Origin of the sequence: Pseudonocardia sp. D17 (assembly GCF_036984265.1) — a bacterium.
Taxonomy (GTDB): domain Bacteria; phylum Actinomycetota; class Actinomycetes; order Mycobacteriales; family Pseudonocardiaceae; genus Pseudonocardia; species Pseudonocardia benzenivorans.
Genome location: NZ_BPRG01000210.1, coordinates 289 through 18,372, shown reverse-complemented (window position 1 = coordinate 18,372; position 18,084 = coordinate 289). Strand labels below are relative to the sequence as shown.

22 protein-coding genes and 1 pseudogene are annotated in these 18,084 nt (G+C 74.1%); 8 read left to right on the top strand and 15 right to left on the bottom strand.

The window, feature by feature from the left end:
- The first annotated feature begins 29 nt into the window (after window positions 1-29).
- A complete protein-coding gene (locus PSD17_RS27840) occupies window positions 30-650 on the top strand; it encodes a DUF2231 domain-containing protein (protein ID WP_158703334.1) in 621 nt (206 codons plus the stop codon).
- A 151-nt stretch (window positions 651-801) separates the two neighbouring features.
- Here PSD17_RS27840 and PSD17_RS27835 read toward each other — a convergent pair whose 3' ends face one another.
- The 8 genes from PSD17_RS27835 to PSD17_RS27800 all read right to left on the bottom strand — a co-directional run bounded on the left by PSD17_RS27835 (window position 802) and on the right by PSD17_RS27800 (window position 6,327).
- Window positions 802-1,590, bottom strand: coding sequence for an MBL fold metallo-hydrolase (locus tag PSD17_RS27835; RefSeq protein WP_339125247.1), 789 nt, complete (start codon window positions 1,588-1,590; stop codon window positions 802-804).
- Window positions 1,591-1,614: 24 nt separating this feature from the next.
- Complete coding sequence (locus PSD17_RS27830; RefSeq protein ID WP_339125245.1) at window positions 1,615-2,109, bottom strand: hypothetical protein; 495 nt, start codon at window positions 2,107-2,109, stop codon at window positions 1,615-1,617.
- Window positions 2,102-2,470: a hypothetical protein gene (locus PSD17_RS27825; RefSeq protein WP_013673688.1), complete on the bottom strand. Its 369-nt coding sequence runs from the start codon at window positions 2,468-2,470 to the stop codon at window positions 2,102-2,104. Before PSD17_RS27825 ends, PSD17_RS27830 begins: the two co-directional genes overlap by 8 nt.
- A gap of 375 nt (window positions 2,471-2,845) precedes the next feature.
- Window positions 2,846-3,673, bottom strand: coding sequence for a glutamate racemase (gene murI, locus PSD17_RS27820; RefSeq protein ID WP_013673687.1), 828 nt, complete (start codon window positions 3,671-3,673; stop codon window positions 2,846-2,848).
- The gene (locus PSD17_RS27815) at window positions 3,670-4,329 is read right to left on the bottom strand and encodes a rhomboid family intramembrane serine protease (protein WP_083845113.1); all 660 of its coding nucleotides are present in this window, start codon (window positions 4,327-4,329) and stop codon (window positions 3,670-3,672) included. Before PSD17_RS27815 ends, murI begins: the two co-directional genes overlap by 4 nt.
- A 117-nt stretch (window positions 4,330-4,446) precedes the next feature.
- Window positions 4,447-5,397, bottom strand: a complete 951-nt coding sequence (locus PSD17_RS27810; RefSeq protein WP_013673685.1) for a PLP-dependent cysteine synthase family protein — start codon at window positions 5,395-5,397, stop codon at window positions 4,447-4,449.
- Between the two features lie 106 nt (window positions 5,398-5,503).
- Window positions 5,504-5,779: a MoaD/ThiS family protein gene (locus tag PSD17_RS27805; RefSeq protein WP_013673684.1), complete on the bottom strand. Its 276-nt coding sequence runs from the start codon at window positions 5,777-5,779 to the stop codon at window positions 5,504-5,506.
- A gap of 68 nt (window positions 5,780-5,847) precedes the next feature.
- Entirely contained in the window at window positions 5,848-6,327 is a 480-nt protein-coding gene (locus PSD17_RS27800) for a Mov34/MPN/PAD-1 family protein (protein WP_041759392.1), read from the bottom strand.
- 104 nt (window positions 6,328-6,431) lie between these two features.
- On the opposite strand from PSD17_RS27800, the gene PSD17_RS27795 reads away from it, so the two are divergent.
- Window positions 6,432-6,713 (top strand): SelT/SelW/SelH family protein, encoded by a 282-nt coding sequence (locus PSD17_RS27795; RefSeq protein WP_233899345.1) that lies wholly within the window; start codon window positions 6,432-6,434, stop codon window positions 6,711-6,713.
- On the opposite strand, the gene PSD17_RS27790 is transcribed toward PSD17_RS27795, so the two are convergent.
- Both PSD17_RS27790 and clpS read right to left on the bottom strand, forming a co-directional pair.
- Entirely contained in the window at window positions 6,710-7,267 is a 558-nt protein-coding gene (locus tag PSD17_RS27790; protein WP_013673681.1) for a DUF2017 domain-containing protein, read from the bottom strand. The genes PSD17_RS27795 and PSD17_RS27790 overlap by 4 nt on opposite strands.
- A gap of 13 nt (window positions 7,268-7,280) precedes the next feature.
- A complete protein-coding gene (gene clpS, locus PSD17_RS27785) occupies window positions 7,281-7,577 on the bottom strand; it encodes an ATP-dependent Clp protease adapter ClpS (RefSeq protein ID WP_013673680.1) in 297 nt (98 codons plus the stop codon).
- A 56-nt stretch (window positions 7,578-7,633) separates the two neighbouring features.
- On the opposite strand from clpS, the gene PSD17_RS27780 reads away from it, so the two are divergent.
- Window positions 7,634-8,941: a nicotinate phosphoribosyltransferase gene (locus tag PSD17_RS27780; RefSeq protein WP_339125238.1), complete on the top strand. Its 1,308-nt coding sequence runs from the start codon at window positions 7,634-7,636 to the stop codon at window positions 8,939-8,941.
- Between the two features lies 1 nt (window position 8,942).
- Complete coding sequence (locus PSD17_RS27775; protein WP_013673678.1) at window positions 8,943-9,491, top strand: isochorismatase family protein; 549 nt, start codon at window positions 8,943-8,945, stop codon at window positions 9,489-9,491.
- Window positions 9,492-9,653: 162 nt separating this feature from the next.
- Here PSD17_RS27775 and PSD17_RS27770 read toward each other — a convergent pair whose 3' ends face one another.
- Window positions 9,654-10,541 carry an acyl-CoA thioesterase gene (locus PSD17_RS27770; RefSeq protein WP_339125236.1) on the bottom strand — a complete coding sequence of 296 codons (888 nt, stop codon included), beginning with the start codon at window positions 10,539-10,541 and terminating at the stop codon, window positions 9,654-9,656.
- 206 nt (window positions 10,542-10,747) lie between these two features.
- On the opposite strand from PSD17_RS27770, the gene PSD17_RS27765 reads away from it, so the two are divergent.
- A complete protein-coding gene (locus PSD17_RS27765) occupies window positions 10,748-12,772 on the top strand; it encodes an ATP-dependent DNA helicase (RefSeq protein ID WP_339125285.1) in 2,025 nt (674 codons plus the stop codon).
- A gap of 162 nt (window positions 12,773-12,934) precedes the next feature.
- On the opposite strand, the gene PSD17_RS27760 is transcribed toward PSD17_RS27765, so the two are convergent.
- On the bottom strand, window positions 12,935-13,876 hold the full coding sequence (locus PSD17_RS27760) for a GlxA family transcriptional regulator (RefSeq protein ID WP_013673675.1): 942 nt from the start codon (window positions 13,874-13,876) through the stop codon (window positions 12,935-12,937).
- A gap of 207 nt (window positions 13,877-14,083) precedes the next feature.
- Between PSD17_RS27760 and nthB the strand changes: the two genes are divergently transcribed.
- From nthB to PSD17_RS27745, 3 genes are read left to right on the top strand one after another with little or no spacing between them, the layout of a single operon-like run.
- Window positions 14,084-14,839, top strand: a complete 756-nt coding sequence (gene nthB / locus PSD17_RS27755) for a nitrile hydratase subunit beta (RefSeq protein WP_339125233.1) — start codon at window positions 14,084-14,086, stop codon at window positions 14,837-14,839.
- On the top strand, window positions 14,836-15,468 hold the full coding sequence (nthA, locus tag PSD17_RS27750) for a nitrile hydratase subunit alpha (RefSeq protein ID WP_339125231.1): 633 nt from the start codon (window positions 14,836-14,838) through the stop codon (window positions 15,466-15,468). The genes nthB and nthA overlap by 4 nt, the downstream gene beginning before the upstream one ends.
- A complete protein-coding gene (locus tag PSD17_RS27745) occupies window positions 15,468-15,812 on the top strand; it encodes a nitrile hydratase accessory protein (protein ID WP_103381694.1) in 345 nt (114 codons plus the stop codon). Before nthA ends, PSD17_RS27745 begins: the two co-directional genes overlap by 1 nt.
- A 15-nt stretch (window positions 15,813-15,827) precedes the next feature.
- Here the strand turns inward: PSD17_RS27745 and PSD17_RS27740 are convergent, their stop codons facing one another.
- The 3 genes and pseudogenes from PSD17_RS27740 to PSD17_RS27730 all read right to left on the bottom strand — a co-directional run.
- The gene (locus PSD17_RS27740) at window positions 15,828-16,529 is read right to left on the bottom strand and encodes a hypothetical protein (RefSeq protein ID WP_013673671.1); all 702 of its coding nucleotides are present in this window, start codon (window positions 16,527-16,529) and stop codon (window positions 15,828-15,830) included.
- Window positions 16,526-17,788: a phosphoserine phosphatase SerB gene (serB, locus tag PSD17_RS27735; RefSeq protein WP_013673670.1), complete on the bottom strand. Its 1,263-nt coding sequence runs from the start codon at window positions 17,786-17,788 to the stop codon at window positions 16,526-16,528. Before serB ends, PSD17_RS27740 begins: the two co-directional genes overlap by 4 nt.
- 31 nt (window positions 17,789-17,819) lie before the next feature.
- A pseudogene (locus PSD17_RS27730) lies at window positions 17,820-18,084 on the bottom strand (cytochrome ubiquinol oxidase subunit I); the annotation flags it as partial.

Genomic DNA, 18,084 nt, shown 5'->3' with positions numbered 1-18,084 from the left:
CCTCACACGCACCCTGCTTGAATGTTCAAATGCTTACGGTCGGCGGAATCCCCGCCCATCCGCTCGTCGTGCACGCCGTCGTCGTGCTGCTCCCCCTCGCGGCGATCGGCGCGGTCGTCGTCGCGCTGCGCCCGTCGCTACGTCGCTCCCTCGGCATCCCGCTCGCGCTCGTGACGATCGTCGGCGTGCTCGCCGTGCCGATCGCGACGCGCACCGGCGACCAGCTCCGCGAGGCCCTCGGCGGCGGCAGCCCGCTCGTCGAGGTCCACGAGGAGCGCGCGGACAACCTGCTGCCCTGGGCGGTCCTGTTCGGGCTGCTCGTGCTGGTCAGCGTCGTCGTCGCTCGGATGGCCGACCGGGCCGCGGCGGCCGTCGCCGAGGTCGAGCCGATCGCCGCGGGCGGCGGCGGGCCCCGCACCGGAGCGACGGCACCCGCGACGACCCGGGCGACGACCCGGGCGACGACCCGGGCGACGACACAGACGGCGACACAGACGGCGACGCGGGCAGCGACCCGGGCGGTGACCCTGCGTCGCGTCGCGACGACCGCCGGCCTCCTCGCCGCGCTCGCGGGAATCGCGGTCGCCGCGCTCGTCGTCTGGATCGGCGACGCGGGGGCCCAGTCCGTCTGGCAGGGCGTCGGCGGCTGATCCCGCCGCTGATCGTCGAAAGGGGGACGAGAGCGCATCCGGGTGCGCCGATGTCCCGGAACCGGCGATCACGCCGAGAACAGGCCCACAGCACCCGGGTGCGCCGCACGTCGCGCAACCGACGATCACCCCGAGAGCGAGAAGGTGCGAGTCAGATCTCGTACGTCGCGTCCGGCCGCACGAGCTCGACCGGACCGTCGAACACCTCGCGGGCCTCGGCGAGCAAGGCCTCGCCGTCGAACCACACCGGAACGTGGGTGAGCAGGAGCCGCCCGACCCCGGCGGCCGCGGCGTGCTCCCCCGCCTGCCTCCCGGACAGGTGCACCCCGGGCGGCGGCTCGTCCCACCACTGCGTCACGTGCGGCCACGTCGCCTCGCAGAGCAGGACGTCGGCGCCGCGTGCCGTCTCGACGAGCCCGGCGCTCGGCCCCGTGTCGCCGCTGTAGACCAGCGTCCGCCCACCGTGCTCCAGCCGGATCGCGTAGGCCTCGCAGGGGTGGTCGACCGCGCCCGCGCGGAGCAGGACGTCGGCCCCGACCGTCGCGGTGGCGCCGTCGGTCAGGGGATGGAACGCGCAGACGTCGGTCAGGTCGGTCTCGGCTCGCTCGGCGGCCGACGGCGCATAGGCGGCGCCGAGCCGCTCGGGCGCCTCCGCGGGCGCGTACACCGGCAGCGGGCGGGCGGTGGCGTCGAACGGCGGGAACGGGTGGTAGCGACGGTGCACGACCAGCGCGGAGGCGTCCGCACAGTGGTCGGGGTGCAGGTGCGAGAGGACGACGGCGTCGAGCTCCCACGGGTCCAGGTGCCGCTGCAGCGCACCGACGGTGCCGTTCCCGAGGTCGACGACGACGCGGGTGCCGCCGGCGTCGACGAGGTAGCCGGAGGCGGGCGAGTCGGGGCCGGGTCCGCTGCCCGAACAGCCGAGGACGGTGAGCCGCATGGCCGCAGACGCTAACGGCCGCCGCTAACGTCCGCGCGTGCGGCGCAGCCACCACAGGCCGATCAACGGCAGCACGAGCGGCACGAAGCCGTACCCGCGGCCGTAGAGCGACCACACGGTGTCGTCGGGGAAGTCGGCGGTGTCGAGCGCGGTGAGGGTGCCGACCGCGAGGACGCCGACGAGCTCGATCCCGACGGCCACCCACGCGAGCCTGCGCCTGCCGGGGCCGGTGCCCGCGAGGCCGATCGTCGCGAGGATGTAGACCACGCCCGCGAACGCCGAGAGCAGGTAGGCGAGGGGTGCCTCGGAGAAGTTCGTCGCGATCTGGACGCCGGCGCGGGCGGTCGCGGACAGGGCGAAGATCGCGTAGACGGCGATCAGCACCCGCCCGGGCCCGCTGGACGTGGGCCGGGGCCCGTGGCCGGACCCGGACGACCCCGAGCCCGACGACCCCGAGCCCGACGACCCCGAGCCCGACGACCCCGAGCCCGACGACGGCGATCCCGACGACTCAGACATGTGCGGCCCACAGCTCGGCGAGCCGCCACACGGCGACGCCGGTGCCGATCGCCGCGACGCTGACGACCGCGCCGCCCCACCGCGTCGTCGGCTCGGTGACGGCGAACTGCAGCCCGATCGGGAGCACGCAGACCGACACGACGAGATAGATCAGGAACGTGCCCTGCTCCGGCAACGTCACGCCACCACCGAGAACGCGGAACGCCGCGATCGCCGCCTGGACGACGAGCAACGCCTCGACGACGCCGACGGCGATCCGCATGTCACGCCCGGGATGACGGCCCTGCACCGTGCGGACGAGGCCGTACAGGGCGAGCAGCCCCGTCGCCACGTACACCACGATCACCAGCGCGCCGATCACGCGGCGACGCTACCCGAGCCCCCCGCGCACCCGGCGCCGTGGTCCTGGCCGCCCTCTTCCGCGCAACCTCACTGCTGCTCTGCGGCCGCGGGACAGCAGTGAGGTTGCGCGCGGATCCGGGGCTCGACCCGGACCGCGACCGACCCGTGGCTCGGCCCGGACCGCGCCGAACCCAGAACGCGACCCCGACCACGCCGAACCCAGAACGCGACCCCGACCACGCCGAACCCAGGACGCGACCCCGACCGCGCCGGGCCACGCCCGGACTTCGCCCGACCGCAGCCGGACCGTGCGGGACACGGCCGACCGCCCCGGACCGGACGAGGCCGGGCCGGACCGCGGCGCGTGCCGATGGGGACGCCCCCGCGGCACGGCTTAGAGGCGCTGCAACCCCGCCCGCCCCACGACCGGCCCGATCTCCGGGCCCAGGAACCGCCGGCCGAGGCGCCGGAAGGGCTCCGGGTCGCCCGTGGCGAGGAACTCGTGCGGGCCGGGCGGGGGGTCGGTCTCGGGGTCGCGCAGCAGGTCGGCGGCCATGAGCGTGCGGACGACGTCCTTCGCGGTCTCGTCGGCACTGGAGACGAGCGTGACCTCCGGCCCCAGCACGATCTGCAGCAGCCCGGACAGCAGCGGGTAGTGCGTGCAGCCCAGCACGACGGTGTCCACGCGGGCGCGCTGCAACGGCTCGAGGTAGCTCTGCGCGATGCCGAGGATCTGACGCCCGCTCGTCACACCGCGCTCGACGAAGTCGACGAACCGCGGGCACGCCACGGAGGTGACCGAGACGTCGCGGGCCGCGGAGAAGGCGTCGGCGTAGGCACCCGAGGTGATCGTCGCCGAGGTCCCGATGACACCGATGCGACCGTTGCGGGTCGCGGCGACGGCGCGGCGCACCGCGGGCAGCACGACCTCGACGACGGGCACCGGGTAGCGCTCGCGGGCGTCGGCCAGGCAGGCCGCCGACGCGGTGTTGCATGCGATGACCAGCAGTTTGACCCCGCGCTCGATCAGTTCGTCGCCGATCGCGAGCGCGTGCCGCCGGATCTCGGGGATGCGCAGCGGACCGTAGGGGCCGTGCTCGGTGTCGCCGACGTAGACGATGCGCTCGGCGGGCAGCTGGTCGATCACGGCGCGGGCCACGGTGAGGCCCCCGACGCCCGAGTCGAAGATGCCGATGGGGGCGTCGCGGTCGGGATCGGTCACGCGTCGACCCCGGTGGCCCGCGTCCCGACCGATCTGTCCGCCCGCGCCACCAGGAACGCCGCGAGCAGCCCGGCGAGGGCGCCGAACAGGTGCGCCTGCCACGAGATCTCCGGTCGCCCCGGGATCACGCCGAGCAGCACGCTCCCCCAGACCGCGAACAGCACGACGGCGACGGCAATCTGCGCGAGGCTGCGCGCGAAGAACCCCCGGACCAGCAAGAACACCAGCCAGCCGAAGATCACGCCCGACATCCCGATCGTCGACGTGTTCGAGGGCCCGAGCAGCCAGACGCCCAGCCCGCTGACCACCCAGATCAACGCGGTCACGGCGACGAACTGCCCGATCCCGCCCGCCATCACGAGGAACCCGAACACGAGGAACGGGATCGTGTTGGCGGCCAGGTGCGCCCAGCCGCCGTGCAGCAGCGGCGCCCAGATGATCCCCGTCAGGCCGCTGACGCTGCGCGAGTGGATGCCGTCGTCGTCGAGGTGCAGCGGGGTCAGCTGGTCGACGAGCTCGATCAGGTAGAGCACGACGGTGAACGCGAGCATCGTGATCGCCGCGGGCACCGGCCTGGCCGGGATGATGCGGGCCGTCGAACGGCGCGGCGCCGGAGAAGCGGGAGTCGGGCCGAGCGGAGGCACGGTCGCGTCCATACCGCGCAGCGTACGCGTGTCGGCACCCACTCAGCCGCCGCTCAGCTCACCCACAGCGAGCGCCGGGAGGTCGTGAGCGGCGATCGTCGCCATGGCGACCATCGGCGCGCGCGGGGGTCAGGCCCAGAGGTGGCCCTCGATGCCGTCGGCGGCCTCGTCGAGCGTTCCGGAGTAGGCACCCGTCGACAGGTACTTCCAGCCCGCGTCGGCGACGACGAGCACGATGTCGGCGGTCTCCCCCGCCCCCGCGGCCTTCTCGGCGACGGCGAGGGCCGCGTGCAGGATCCCGCCGGTCGAGATGCCGGCGAAGATGCCCTCCTTCTCGACGAGCTCGCGGGTGCGCCGCAGCGCGTCGTGCGAGCCGACGGAGTAGCGGGAGGTGAGCACCTCGGCGTCGTAGAGCTCGGGCACGAAGCCCTCGTCGAGGTTGCGCAGGCCGTAGACGAGCTCGCCGTAGCGCGGCTCGGCGGCGACGATCTGCACGTCGGGCTTGTGCTCGCGCAGGTAGCGGCCGGTTCCGACGAGGGTGCCGGTGGTACCCAGGCCGGCGACGAAGTGCGTCACGGTGGGCAGGTCGCGCAGGATCTCCGGGCCGGTCGTCCGGTAGTGCGCGTCGGCGTTGGCCGGGTTGCCGTACTGGTAGAGCATGACCCAGTCGGGGTTCTGGGCGGCGAGCTCCTTGGCCATCGCGACGGCCTGGTTCGACCCGCCCGCGGCCGGCGAGGAGATGATCTCCGCGCCGTACATCTGCAGCAGCTGGCGGCGCTCCACCGAGGTGTTCTCCGGCATGACGCAGATCAGCTTGTAACCCTTGAGCTTGCAGGCCATGGCCAGCGAGATGCCGGTGTTGCCCGACGTCGGCTCCAGGACGGTGCAGCCCGGCGTGAGCAGGCCGTCGGCCTCGGCGCGCTCGACCATCGCCAGCGCGGGGCGGTCCTTGATGGAGCCGGTGGGGTTGCGGTCCTCGAGCTTCGCCCACAGCCGCACACCGGGTGCGGGTGAGAGGTGCGGCAGCCCCACGAGGGGCGTGTCGCCGACCGCGTCGAGCAGCGAGTCGTAGCGGGCCATGGCTTCTCCCTGGGGCGGCGAGCCGCCGAGATCGACACGACGTCGGCCGGCCGGGGCGGCGTACGACGGGACTACCCCGTGCGCACACCGCCCACGCGGGCCTGCGTCAGCGCATCCCGCCGGCGACGGCGGGCAGGATCGTGACGGTGGAGGTGTCCTTGACCGGGGCGTCGAGGCCACCGGCGAAGCGGACGTCCTCGTCGTCGACGTAGATGTTGACGAACCGGTGCAGGGCGCCGTCGGTGATCAGGCGGTTCTTCAGGCCGCTGTGCCGCGACTCGAGGTCCTCGATCACCTCGCCGACGGTGCCACCGGTGGCCTCGACGGCCTTCTCGCCGCCCGTGTGGGTGCGCAGGATGGTGGGGATGGAAACGGTGGCCATTCGGTGTGCTCCTGGTCGGTCGTACTGGGATCGGACTCGGGTGGTCGGACGGCCGCGGACGCGGCAGCTCAGGCGTTGTCGGGGACGTCGTCCGCGCCGGTGTGCGCGAACATATAAGTCTCCACGACCTCGACCTGTTCCTCGGTGACCACGCCGTCGACGATCCGGTAGGACCGGAACTCCGCCTCGTCCCCGGGCCCGCTCGCCTCGTCGTTCTGCGAGCGCGTGGACACCAGCACGTAGTGCGCGAACGGCTCGGAGGCATAGGAGATGTCGGTGCGCGACGGGTAGGCCTCCGTCGCGGTGTGCGAGTGGTAGATCACGACCGGCACCTCGTCGCGGGCGTCCATGTCCCGGTAGAGGCGCAGCAGGTCGCCCGAGTCGAACTCGTAGAACGTGGGCGAGCGCGCCGCGTTGAGCATCGGGATGAACCGCTCGGGGCGATCGGAGCCCTCGGGACCGGCGATGACGCCGCAGGCCTCGTCGGGATGGTCCCGACGGGCGTGGGCGACGATCTCGTCCACCAGGTCTCTCCGGATCACCAGCACGATCCCAAGGGTACGTTGCCGGGCCGGGCCACGGCGAACGACTCGGTCGCCGCTCACATTTCCCGAATAGTGGGAACGGCATGCTCGGCTGGCATGATCTGCGGGTGCCCGCGCCCCGCCTGGAGATCACCTACTGCACCCAGTGCCGATGGCTGCTGCGCGCCGGCTGGACCGCCCAGGAGCTGTTGACGACGTTCCCCGCCGACCTCGGCGAGGTCGCCCTCGTCCCGGGCACGGGCGGGGTGTTCACCGTCAGGCTGGACGACGAGATGCTGTGGGACCGCCGCGAGCAGGGCGGGTTCCCCGAGCTGCCGGTGCTCAAGCAGCTGGTCCGCGACCGCGTGGCGCCCGATCGCGACCTCGGGCACTCCGACAGGAAGAGCTAGCGCTGGAGCAGCTGCATCCGCGACTGCACCAGCGCGTCCTGGACGAACGTCAGCCAGTGGTAGACGCCCAGGTGCGCGGCGCGCGGGTCGTCGGGCGGCAGCTCCTCGGGCATGTCCTCCTGGATGTCGAGCGCGGTGCCCAGCGCGAGCCGGACGTCGTTGAGCGCGGTGAGCCAGGCGTCGGCCTGCTCGGGGGTGAGCTCGACGCGGCCCCCGCCGTCGGGGAGCGACTCCAGCACGGTGACCGCGGCGCCGTCCTTCGCCTCGATCAGCGCCGGCTCGTGCAGCGAGCGGAGGGCGCCGGCGAGCGCAGGGTCGTCGCGCGAGAACTCCGGCAGCAGCCGGGCGAGCACCCGGTCCTCCGGCGGGGTGGACGAGCCGGTGCGGATGCCGGTGAGCTCGGCCAGCTCGTCGGCCGGGGCGTCGGCCGAGCGGGCCGCGAGCATCTCGCGGACCTCGCCCACCAGCCCGCGCAGGACGACGACCTCCTGCTGCTCCAACGTCGCGACCAGGCGCGCCTTGGCCCCGCGGCCCGACCGTCTCCAGCCGTTCACGTGCCCTGCTCTCTCATGCGCGCTGCATGGTGGCCCAGAGGCCCGCGGCGTGCAGCTTGGCGACGTCGATCTCGATCTTGTCCTTGTCGCCGGACGAGACGGCCGCCTTGCCCTTGTGGTGCACGTCGAGCATCAGGGCGGTGGCCTTCGGCTCCGGGTAGCCGAACAGCTTCTGCAGGACATAGGTGACGTAGGACATCAGGTTGACCGGGTCGTTCCAGACGATGGCCTGCCACGGCGTGTCGGCGGTGCCTGCCTCGTCGGTGACCTCTTCCACCTGGCGGGTGGGGACGGGTAGCGGCGCGGGCATGCCCACATGGTGTCATCCGTGCACCCTGACGCGCAGGCCACATAGGCTCCCGTTCCATGAACGGGCATCCGGGGTCGGTCAGTACGGCCCTGTTCACCGACCGGTACGAGCTGACCATGGTCGCGGCCGCCCTGGCCGACGGCACGGCCGGCAGGCAGTGCGCGTTCGAGGTGTTCGCGCGCCGGTTGCCCGACGGCCGCCGCTACGGCGTCGTCGCGGGCACGCAGCGCCTGGTCGACGCGCTGGCCGCGTTCCGGTTCGGCGACGCGGAACTCGAGACCCTCGTGGGCGTCGTCGACGCGGCGGCCCTCGACTGGCTGGCGGACTACCGGTTCCGCGGCGACGTCGACGGCTACCCGGAGGGCGAGCTGTACTTCCCCGGCTCGCCGATCCTCTCGGTGACCGGCACGTTCGCCGACGTCGTCATGCTCGAGACGCTCGCGCTGTCGATCCTCAACCACGACTGCGCCGTGGCCTCGGCGGCGGCGCGCATGGTCACCGCGGCGGCCGGCAGGCCGATCATCGAGATGGGCGGGCGGCGCACCCACGAGGAGAGCGCCGTCGCGGCCGCGCGGGCGACCTACCTGGCCGGGTTCGCGGCGACGTCGAACCTCGAGGCGGGGCGCCGCTACGGCATCCCGACGGCGGGGACCGCGGCGCACGCGTTCGTCCTGCTGCACGACGACGAGCTCTCGGCCTTCCGCAGCCAGGTCGCCTCGCTCGGGGTGAAGACGACGCTGCTCGTCGACACCTACGACATCCGGCAGGGCATCGAGAACGCCATCACCGCGGCCGGCCCGGGGCTGGACTCGATCCGCATCGACTCCGGCGACCTGGGTGTGATGGCCCAGCAGGCCCGCGAGCAGCTCGACCGGCTGGGCGCCACCGGGACGCGCATCGTCCTGTCCGGCGACCTCGACGAGTACGCGATCGCGTCGCTGCGCGCCGAGCCGGTGGACTCCTACGGCGTCGGCACCTCGGTGGTGACGGGCTCGGGCGCACCCACGGCGGGGCTCGTCTACAAGCTGGTCGAGGTCGACGGGCGGGCCGTGGCGAAGCGCAGTGCGTCGAAGGAGTCCAAGGGTGGCCGCAAGTCCGCGGTCCGCACGCACAAGCCGACGGGCACCGCGGTCGAGGAGATCGTGCACCCCTACGGGCGCCCGCCGGTCCTCGGCCCGCACGACCGCGTCATCCCGGTGCCACTGATGCGCGGCGGCGAGCCCGTGCCCGACCTGGAGCCGCTGGAGCAGAGCCGCGAACGGCTGCGGGCCGCGCTCGTCTCGGTGCCGTGGGAGGGCCTCAAGCTCTCGCGCGGCGAACCCGCGATCCCGACGGTGTTCCCGGCCGCCGGCGGCGGTGCCTGAGGTGCGCGCGCTGATCGTCGTCGACGTGCAGAACGACTTCTGCGAGGGAGGGTCGCTCGCCGTCGCGGGCGGGGCGGCGGTGGCCGCGGGCATCTCGACCCACATGCGCGAGACGGGCTACGACCACGTCGTCGCCACCCGTGACCACCACATCGACCCGGGAGCGCACTTCAGCGAGACGCCCGACTTCGTCGACACGTGGCCGGTGCACTGCCGCGCCGACACCCCGGGGGCGGCGTTCCACCCGGCTCTCGACGTGGCGCCGATCGAGGCGGTGTTCGACAAGGGCTCCTACGCCGCGGCGTACTCCGGGTTCGAGGGCAGCGAGCCCCGCGGAGCGGGGCTCACCGACTGGCTGCGCGGCCGGGGCGTCGACGACGTGCACGTCGTCGGGCTCGCGACCGACCACTGCGTGCGCGCCACCGCGCTCGACGCCGTCACCGCCGGTTTCGCGACCACGGTGCTGCTCGAACACTGCGCGGGCGTCGCGCCGGAGACGACGAGGGCGGCGCTGGAGCAGCTGCGGCGGGCGGGCGTCGCACTCCGCTGACCAGTCGGGGCCGACCGGGGTCGGCGCCGGGGGCCGGGGCCTGACCGCAGGCGGGGCCGTCGAAGGTCAGGGCCGACGAAGATCAGGGCCGACGAAGGTCAGGGCCGACGAAGGTCAGGGCCGACGAAGGTCAGGGCCGACGAAGGTCAGGGCCGACGAAGATCAGGGCCGCAGCCGCAGCGCCTCGAACCGCGGGCCCAGGTCGATCGCCGCGCGCTCGCGGGTCGCCGCGACGGTGCGGGCGCCGATCGCCTCGGCCAGCCCGAGGCAGTGCGCGCCGTCGAACAGCCCGCAGGCGTAGTGCACCGACGTGTCGTCGAGGCACACGACGGCGACGCCGACCCGGTAGCTCCCCGGGTAGGCGACGTCGGTGAGATGGTCGACCGAGAGCGACCGCGGTGCCAGGCCGTCGACCGTGCAGCCGACCGGCCCGTGCAGCTCGTGACCGAGCACGTCGACGTGCAGTTCGGCGAGGACGTCGAGGTACCAGCCGGCGAGCGCGACGTTGCCGACGGTGCGTCCCGGGTCGAGGTCGCCGAACCGGGCCCGGACGTCGACGCCGAACGGGTAGGCGTCGCGGACCAGCCGGGCCGGGTCGCGGTCGACGACCCGCACCGGGATCCGGGTGCTGTCCATCGCGGCGAGCCGGTCGCGGACGTCGGGCGGCAGCTCGGCGGGCATCCCGTCGCGGGAGTGGACGCTGACCGAGTCGCCGAGCGCGACGCAGTCCCCCGCGACGAACAGTCCGTACGTGCAGGAGAACGACGACCCGTTGATCGCACTGACCCCCACGCCGACCTGGTAGTCACCGTGCGAGGGCAGCGGGCCGAGCACCTCGACGCGCTCGGCCGCCAGCGGCGGCCGGACGAACGGCCGCTGCTCACCGAACGCGCGGCGCTCGACGGCCCGGCGGGCCTGCTCGAACCAGCGCAGCACCGAGGTGCGGGCGACGGCGCCGCACGGCTCGAGCTCGTGGTAGCGCGGCGTGCGGTCGAACAGGACCGGGTACAGCGACGGCTCCTGTCGCGGCGGTGCGAAGGCAGGAATCATCGTCGGCGGTCTCTTCTCGTGCGTCCCGCGGCGGTGCGGGATTCCGGCGCCCCCGACCCGCGGAAGCGGATCACGATCGGTGCCGGACGGTTCCGTGTATACCCGGTCGGCCCGGAGATAGGCCCGTCACTGCGATGGTGAACACCTCGCCCGCGCGGCTCGGGACCGTCGGGTGCGCCGGGTAGCCTCCCCGGGTGCCCGCTGCGCTGCCGTCGACCCGTGACCTCCCCGGCGTCGCCGAGCTCCTCGAGGCGGCGGTCGAGTCGCTCGGCGGGGCCCGTCGCGAGGGGCAGGACGCGATGGCGCAGGCGGTGCGCAAGGCGATCGCCGACCACGAGCACCTCGCCGTGCAGGCGGGCACCGGTACCGGCAAGTCGCTGGGCTACCTCGTGCCCGCCATCCGGCACGCCGTCGCCGCGGACTCCACCGTCGTGGTGTCGACGGCGACGATCGCCCTGCAACGCCAGCTCGTCGACCGCGACCTGCCACGGCTGGCGAAGGCCCTCACGCCGCTGCTCGGGCGCACGCCGACCTTCGCGATCCTCAAGGGCAGGCGCAACTACCTGTGCCTCAACAAGCTGCACGGCGACGAGTCGATGCTCGACGACGTCGAGGAGCAGCTGTTCGACCCGTTCGCCATCTCGGCCATGGGGCGCAACGTCAAGCGCCTGCACGAGTGGGCGTCCGACACCGAGACCGGCGACCGCGACGAGGTCGTCCCCGGGGTGCCGGACTCGGCGTGGCGGCAGGTCTCGGTGTCGGCGCGCGAGTGCCTGGGCGCCGCCCGCTGCCCCGTCGGCGACGACTGCTTCGCCGAGAAGGCGCGCGCCGAGGCCGGCCGGGCCGACGTCGTCGTCACCAACCACGCCCTGCTCGCGATCGACGCCATGGGCGAGGCGCAGGTGCTGCCCGAGCACGACGTCGTCGTCGTCGACGAGGCGCACGAGCTGGTCGACCGCGTCACCGGGGCCGCGACGGCCGAGCTCACCCCCGCCACGGTCGCGGCGGCCGCGCGGCGCTGCGGCAAGCTCGTCGACCAGAAGACCGCCGACCGGCTGGCCGAGGCAGGCGAGGGCCTCGCGCTGGTCCTGGAGGACCTGCAGCCGGGGCGCTGGGACGAGCTCCCCAAGGGCGTCTCCGGCATCCTCTCGGTGATCCGCGACGCCGCCGCCGCGTGCAAGCAGGGCCTCGGCGGCGAGCGCCGGGAGGACCCGGAGGGCGCCGCGGGTCGCAAGGTCGCGCTCGCGCTGGTCGACGAGGTGCTCGACGTCGCCGTCCGGGTGCTCGGGGCGTTCGCCGAGGACGACCCGGCCGTGCGGCGCGACGTCGTGTGGCTGGGTGAGCAGGGGCCCGAGGGCGCACGCACCCGGGTGCTGCGGGCCGCCCCGCTGTGGGTGGGCGGGCTGCTGCGCGACAGGCTCTTCGGCCGGTCCACCACGATCCTGACCTCCGCGACGCTGACCCTCGGCGGCTCCTTCGACGCGCTGGCCCGGCAGTGGGGGCTCCCGCCCGCGGCCGCGGTCGCCGCCACGGCGGGCGATCCGGTCCCGGACCCCGACGCGCCACGCTGGTCGGGGCTCGACGTCGGGTCGCCGTTCGTCCATGCGCGCAGCGGCATCCTCTACACCGCTCGGCACCTGCCCCCGCCCGGGCGCGACGGGCTGCCGCCCGCCTACCTCGACGAGATCGCCGGGCTCGTCGAGGCGGCCGGCGGGCGCACGCTGGGCCTGTTCTCGTCGATGCGCGCGGCCAAGCAGGCCACCGAGGCGTTGCGGGGCAGACTGTCCACCCCCCTCCTGTGCCAGGGCGACGACTCGACGATGCTGCTGGTCAAGCGGTTCGCCGAGGACGACGAGACCTCACTGTTCGGCACGCTGTCGCTGTGGCAGGGCGTCGATGTGCCGGGACCGTCGCTGTCGTGCGTGATCATCGACCGGATCCCGTTCCCCCGGCCCGACGACCCCCTCGTCGGCGCCCGGCAGCGCGCCACCGACGCCCGCGGCGGCAACGGGTTCCTGACGGTCTCGGCCACCCACGCCGCGCTGCTGCTGGCCCAGGGTGCGGGTCGGCTGCTGCGCGGGATGGACGACCGCGGGGTCGTCGCGATCCTCGACTCCCGCATCGCGACCGCCCGTTACGGCGGCTTCCTGCGGGCCTCGCTGCCGCCGTTCTGGCAGACGCACGATCCGGAGAAGGTCCGCGCCGCGCTCACCCGCCTGCGCGACGCCTGACGAACCCGGCCGCAACCTCACTGCTGTGCGGGCGCCCGGCGACAGCAGCCAGGTTGCGCCCGAACGGCCGGCCGCAACAACCTCGCGGCTGCCCGCACGCGCGTGGGCGTCTCCCCGGGTGCAGGGGGCAGCGGTGCCACCGGACCAGGCGCGGGAGCCGGCTCAGTCACCCGTGCGGGTCCGCAGCCGGCGGCGCAGCGTCTGCTCGCTGCCCAGGCCGGCGCGCCGCGCCGCGGCCGCGACGGTCTCGCCGCAGCGGAGCAGGGCGACGGCGGCCTCCAGGCGGACCTCGGCGACGTACTCGGCCGGGCTGCAGCCGATCTGCGCCCGGAACGTGCGGCTGAGGTGCCGCACGCTCAGCCCCGCCCGGGCGGCCAGCGCCGGCACGCTGTGGTCGGCGGCCGGGTCGGCGGCGATCTCGTCGCACAGCGCCGCGAGCGGACGGCGGCGGGGCCGCAGGGTCCGCGAGGGCACCGAGAGCTGCGGCTGCTCGCCGAACCGGCGCATGAACACGACCAGGTCGCGGGCGACGGCGTGGGCCACGTCGTCGCCGGCGTCCTCCTCGACGAGCGCCAGCGCCAGGTCGATCCCCGCGGTGACGCCCGCCGAGGTCAGCAGGGCCCCGTCCCGGACGTAGATCGACTCCTCGTCGACCTCGACGGCCGGGTAGCGGCGGGCGAACGTCGCGGTGTGCCGCCAGTGCGTGGTGGCCCGGCGCCCGTCGAGCAGCCCTGCCGCGGCGAGCGCGAACGACCCGGCGCAGACCGACGTGACCCGGCGGGCACCGGTGGCCAGCGCGCGCACGCCGTCGAGCAGCGCCGGGGGCGGGGCCGCGGAGACCAGGAACTCACCACCGGGCACGACGAGGGTGTCGACGGCACCGACGTCGGCCACCGCGTGGTCGACGCCGATGCGCAGTCCGCTCGACGCGCGCACGTCGGCGCCGTCGGGAGAGCAGACGACCACCTCGTAGGGCGCGCCGAGGGTCGTGGCGACGTCGAAGACCTCCAGCGGGCCGGTGACGTCGAGGAGCCGGACGCCGTCGACCACCAGCACGGCGACGGGCAGCGTCGGCCGCCGTGCGGGTCGGGGCGCGGCAGGCACCGCCGGAGCCTAAGGGTGTCCGACGGATCGCCGTCGATGGGCTCGGTGATCCGGGCGGCTCGCGGCAAGGCGGAGCCGGATCGGCATCCGGGCGTATCCGGGCCCGGCGACAACGCAGTCGGATGGCCGGATGTGATCGCTTTCTGGCCCATCGCGCCGCGCCGCCGCCGGTAGCGTCCCGAACCGCCGCATCGAGACGGGGGCATCGTGAAGCTGCAGCACCACCTGGGCGGGCTCGAGGGCCTCGAAGGGCCGATCGACTTCGAGCGACGAGTCTTCGTCGAGGACTGGGAGAGACGGATCTTCGGGATCCACACCGCGATGATGGGGCTGAGCGCATCGCTGCGCGACGCCCTGCCCGGCTACGACATCGACTCCGTGCCGACGACGTTCGACAGCACCTGGACGTGGGCGGACCTGCGCACCGGCGCGGAGGCGATGGACCCGTTCGACTACTTCCGGCTCCGCTACTACGAGAAGTGGCTCGGCGGCATCTCCGCGTTCCTCGTCGAGCAGGGCTACGTCGACCGCGACGAGTTCGCCGCCGCGACCGCGCGTTACCGGGCCGACCCGGACGCCCCGCTGCCCGGCCGCGCGGAGCCGGCGATCGACGCCCAGGTGCAGCGGTACCTGCGCGAGGGTGACTCGCCCCGGCGCGGCCCCGCGACCCCGGACTTCGCCGTGGGCGACACCGTCGTCGTCGCCGACCCGCCCGCCGCCGACCACACCCGACTCCCCGGCTACCTGCGCGGACGCCGCGGCACGGTGGAGCGCGTCTTCGAGGGCAACTACGCGTACTTCCACTCCACCGGGGAGGACGGGCTCGGCGACCCCGTCCCCGTCTACGTCGTCCGGTTCGACCCGCACGAGCTGTGGGGTGCGAGCGCCGAGGCGCACGCCGGTCCGCTCTACGCCGAGCTGTACCAGTCCTATCTCACCCCCGGCCCGGAGGCACGGCGATGACCGAGCGGTTCTCCTATCCCGACGACCGCGAGGCCGCGAGCGCCGCGCAGGTGCGCGCGTTGGAGGCGCTGCTGATCGAGAAGGGCGTCATCTCCGGGCAGACCGTCGACAAGGTGCTCGGCTACTTCGAGTCGGAGATGACCCCGCTCAACGGGCGCAGGATCGTCGCCAGGGCCTGGGTCGACCCGGCCTTCTCCGACCGGCTCGTCGCCGACACCCCGAAGGCCGTCGCCGAGCTCGACCTGCCGGTCGGGATGGCGGGCGCCGAGGGCGAGCACCTCGCCGCGGTCCGCAACGAGCCGGGCGTGCACAACGTCGTCATCTGCACGCTGTGCTCGTGCTTCCCGTGGCCGGTGCTCGGGCTGCCGCCCTACTGGTACAAGGACCCGGTGTTCCGGGCCCGCGCCGCACGGGAGCCCCGGGTCGTGCTCACCGAGCTCGGCGTCCCGCTCGACGACGACACCGAGGTCCGGGTCTGGGACTCCAGCGGCCATTCGCGGTGGTTCGTCGTCCCCCAGCGGCCGGCCGGTACCGACGGGATGACCGAGGACGAGCTGGCCGAGCTGGTCACCACCGAGGCGATGATGGGCGTCGCGCTGGCGGCGGCGCCAGGGGCCGGGACCCGCTGATGTCCGGGGACCATGACGACGACTTCGACCCCGAGGCCGGGTTCCACCCGTCCTGCGTCGGCGACGTGGGCCGGCCCGAGTTCGACGCCCCGTGGCAGCGGCGGGCGTTCGGGCTGGCCGTGGCGCTGTCGGAGTTCGGCCACTACCCGTGGGAGGAGTTCCAGCAGCGCCTGATCGGCGCCATCGGAGCCTGGCAGGAAGCACCGTCGGACGCCCGGGGCCGCTGGGAGTACTACGAGCACTGGGTCGCGGCGCTGAGCGGGCTGGTCGACGACCGGGGCCTGCTGGAACCGGGATACGTGATGCCCGAGGACCGCGAGGGCGGGGTCACGCACGCCCGGTGAGCCGCGGACCGTCGGTCAGCCGGACGCGGTGACCACGCAGGTCACCGTGCCGGGGTCGACCTCGGTGAACCCCGCGTCGCGGACGGCGACGGCGGCACCGGCCTCGACGTCGCCCTGCAGCGCGGCCCACCGCTCGCGGCCGGGGACGCGCACGGCGTAGGCGGGCACGTCGACGAGGCCGCGGACCGCCGCGTCGATCATCGACGCGTGCCCCACCTGTGCCGCCGCCTTGCCGACGGTCATCGCGACGGTCGGGTTCAGCCAGATCACGGGCGCCCCGGCGGGCGGCGGGCCGGGCTCGTCGACGGGGAGGTCGGTGCCGCCGATCTGCAGGCGCGACACCGCCTTCGGGACGTCGTCGACCGGGCCCGGCAGCAACGCGCGGGCCTCGGCGCCGTCGACGGCGACCGTGATCCCCGGGAGGTCCTGTGCCGCGGCCCAGTGCGCGCCGCGGGCGCGCCGGGCGATCTTGCGGATGCGGCCGTCGACCCAGGTGAGGACCTGGTCGTGCCACTCCCCGTCCGGCTGCGCACGCGGGTCCACGCACACCGCGAGCGCGGCGCGGGCCGCCGCCTCCAGCAGCGCGGTGCGCCCGGGCAGCTCGCGCTCGATGCGCAGCACGACCGGCATGGCCCGGACGACCCCGTCGGCCTCCGGGGCGATCTCGCGGGCGCCGACGTACCGGCGTACGACGGCGTCGAGGACGCTGGCGCTCACGCGATCGGGACGCGGCGCAGCACACCCTCGGCCGCGTCGGCGCGCTCGACCTCGTCGCGCGTGATCCCCAGGACGAACAGCACGACGTCGAGATACGGCTGCGACAGCGCGGTGTCGGCGACCTCGCGCAGCGCGGGCTTGGCGTTGAACGCGATGCCGAGCCCGGCGCTCGACAGCATGTCGATGTCGTTGGCGCCGTCGCCCACCGCGACGGTCTGGGCCAGCGGAACCCCGAACGACTCGGCGAACCGGCGGAGCGCGACGGCCTTGCCCTCGCGGTCGACGATCTCGCCGACGACGCGGCCGGTGAGTGTCCCGTCGACGACCTCGAGCTCGTTGGCGGCGCAGAAGTCGAGGCCCAGCTCGTCGACGATGCCCGCGACGACCTGCGTGAACCCGCCGGAGACGACGCCGGTGCGGAAGCCGAGCCGCTTGAGGGTGCGGACCGTCGTGCGGGCGCCGGGGGTGAGCTCGACCTCGGCGGCCACGTCGTCGAGGACGCTCGCGGGCAGCCCCTTCAGCACGGCGACTCGCCGGCGCAGCGACTCGGCGAAGTCGAGCTCGCCGCGCATCGCCTCCTCGGTGACCCGGCGGACCTCGGCCTCGGCCTGGCTGCCGGCGCGGGCGGCGAGCATCTCGATGACCTCGCCCTGGATCAGGGTGGAGTCGACGTCGAAGACGATGAGCCGCTTCCCCCGGCGGGCCAGCCCCGCGCGCTCGACGGCCACGTCGACACCCGCGGAGCGGGCGACCTCGACGAGACGGGCGCGCAGCGTCCCGTGCGGGTAGTCGGTGCGACCGTCGGGGTCGGGCGAGACGTGCAGCTCCAGGCCGGTCACCGGGTAGTCGGCGACCCGGCGGATGGAGTCGATGTTGGCACCGACCGCGGCCAGCTCCTGGGCGACCGCGCCGAACGCGCGTGCGGTGATCGGCCGCCCGAGCACGACGACGACGTGCGTGGAGGTGGGCCTCGGGTTGGGGTCGTCGCCGTGGTGCAGCGACGTCTGCACCTCCATGCCGATGCTGTCCATCGCCTGCTCGACCGACTCCTGCAACCCCTCGGGGTCGCGGTGCGCGGCGACCAGTGCGGCGAGGGTGAGCCTGCCGCGCACGACGACCTGCTCGATGTCGATCAGGTCGACCCCGTGCGCGGTCAGCGCCGCGAAGAGGACGGAGCTGACCCCGGGGCGGTCCGGGCCGGACACGGTGACGAGCACCGTGTCCAGCTCGCGGGTACCGGTCGAGTCGTTCACCGGCACTGCCCCGGGGTCGGCGACGAACTGTGCGGGGTCAACGGTCCTTCGGGTCGTCGCCCGACATCACTTCCTGACCCGTCGCCGATGCCGCCATCTCGTACGGCGACGCATGACCGCCTGCGTGCGCCTCACGTCGGAACTGCTCGACCAGGTGCGGATAGTGCAGCTCGAACGCCGGCCGCTCGGACCGGATACGCGGCAGCTCGGTGAAGTTGTGCCGCGGCGGCGGGCACGACGTCGCCCACTCCAGCGAGTTCCCGAAACCCCACGGGTCGTCGACCGTCACCACACGCCCGTAA

What these genes read in the sequence shown, in the direction of transcription:
- PSD17_RS27840 (WP_158703334.1), top strand. Translation starts at nt 30, where the DNA reads ATGCTTACGGTCGGCGGAATCCCCGCCCATCCGCTCGTCGTGCACGCC.
- PSD17_RS27835 (WP_339125247.1), bottom strand. Translation starts at nt 1,590, where the DNA reads ATGCGGCTCACCGTCCTCGGCTGTTCGGGCAGCGGACCCGGCCCCGAC.
- PSD17_RS27830 (WP_339125245.1), bottom strand. Translation starts at nt 2,109, where the DNA reads ATGTCTGAGTCGTCGGGATCGCCGTCGTCGGGCTCGGGGTCGTCGGGC.
- PSD17_RS27815 (WP_083845113.1), bottom strand. Translation starts at nt 4,329, where the DNA reads ATGGACGCGACCGTGCCTCCGCTCGGCCCGACTCCCGCTTCTCCGGCG.
- PSD17_RS27810 (WP_013673685.1), bottom strand. Translation starts at nt 5,397, where the DNA reads ATGGCCCGCTACGACTCGCTGCTCGACGCGGTCGGCGACACGCCCCTC.
- PSD17_RS27805 (WP_013673684.1), bottom strand. Translation starts at nt 5,779, where the DNA reads ATGGCCACCGTTTCCATCCCCACCATCCTGCGCACCCACACGGGCGGC.
- clpS (WP_013673680.1), bottom strand. Translation starts at nt 7,577, where the DNA reads ATGCCCGCGCCGCTACCCGTCCCCACCCGCCAGGTGGAAGAGGTCACC.
- PSD17_RS27780 (WP_339125238.1), top strand. Translation starts at nt 7,634, where the DNA reads ATGAACGGGCATCCGGGGTCGGTCAGTACGGCCCTGTTCACCGACCGG.
- PSD17_RS27770 (WP_339125236.1), bottom strand. Translation starts at nt 10,541, where the DNA reads ATGATTCCTGCCTTCGCACCGCCGCGACAGGAGCCGTCGCTGTACCCG.
- nthA (WP_339125231.1), top strand. Translation starts at nt 14,836, where the DNA reads ATGACCGAGCGGTTCTCCTATCCCGACGACCGCGAGGCCGCGAGCGCC.
- PSD17_RS27745 (WP_103381694.1), top strand. Translation starts at nt 15,468, where the DNA reads ATGTCCGGGGACCATGACGACGACTTCGACCCCGAGGCCGGGTTCCAC.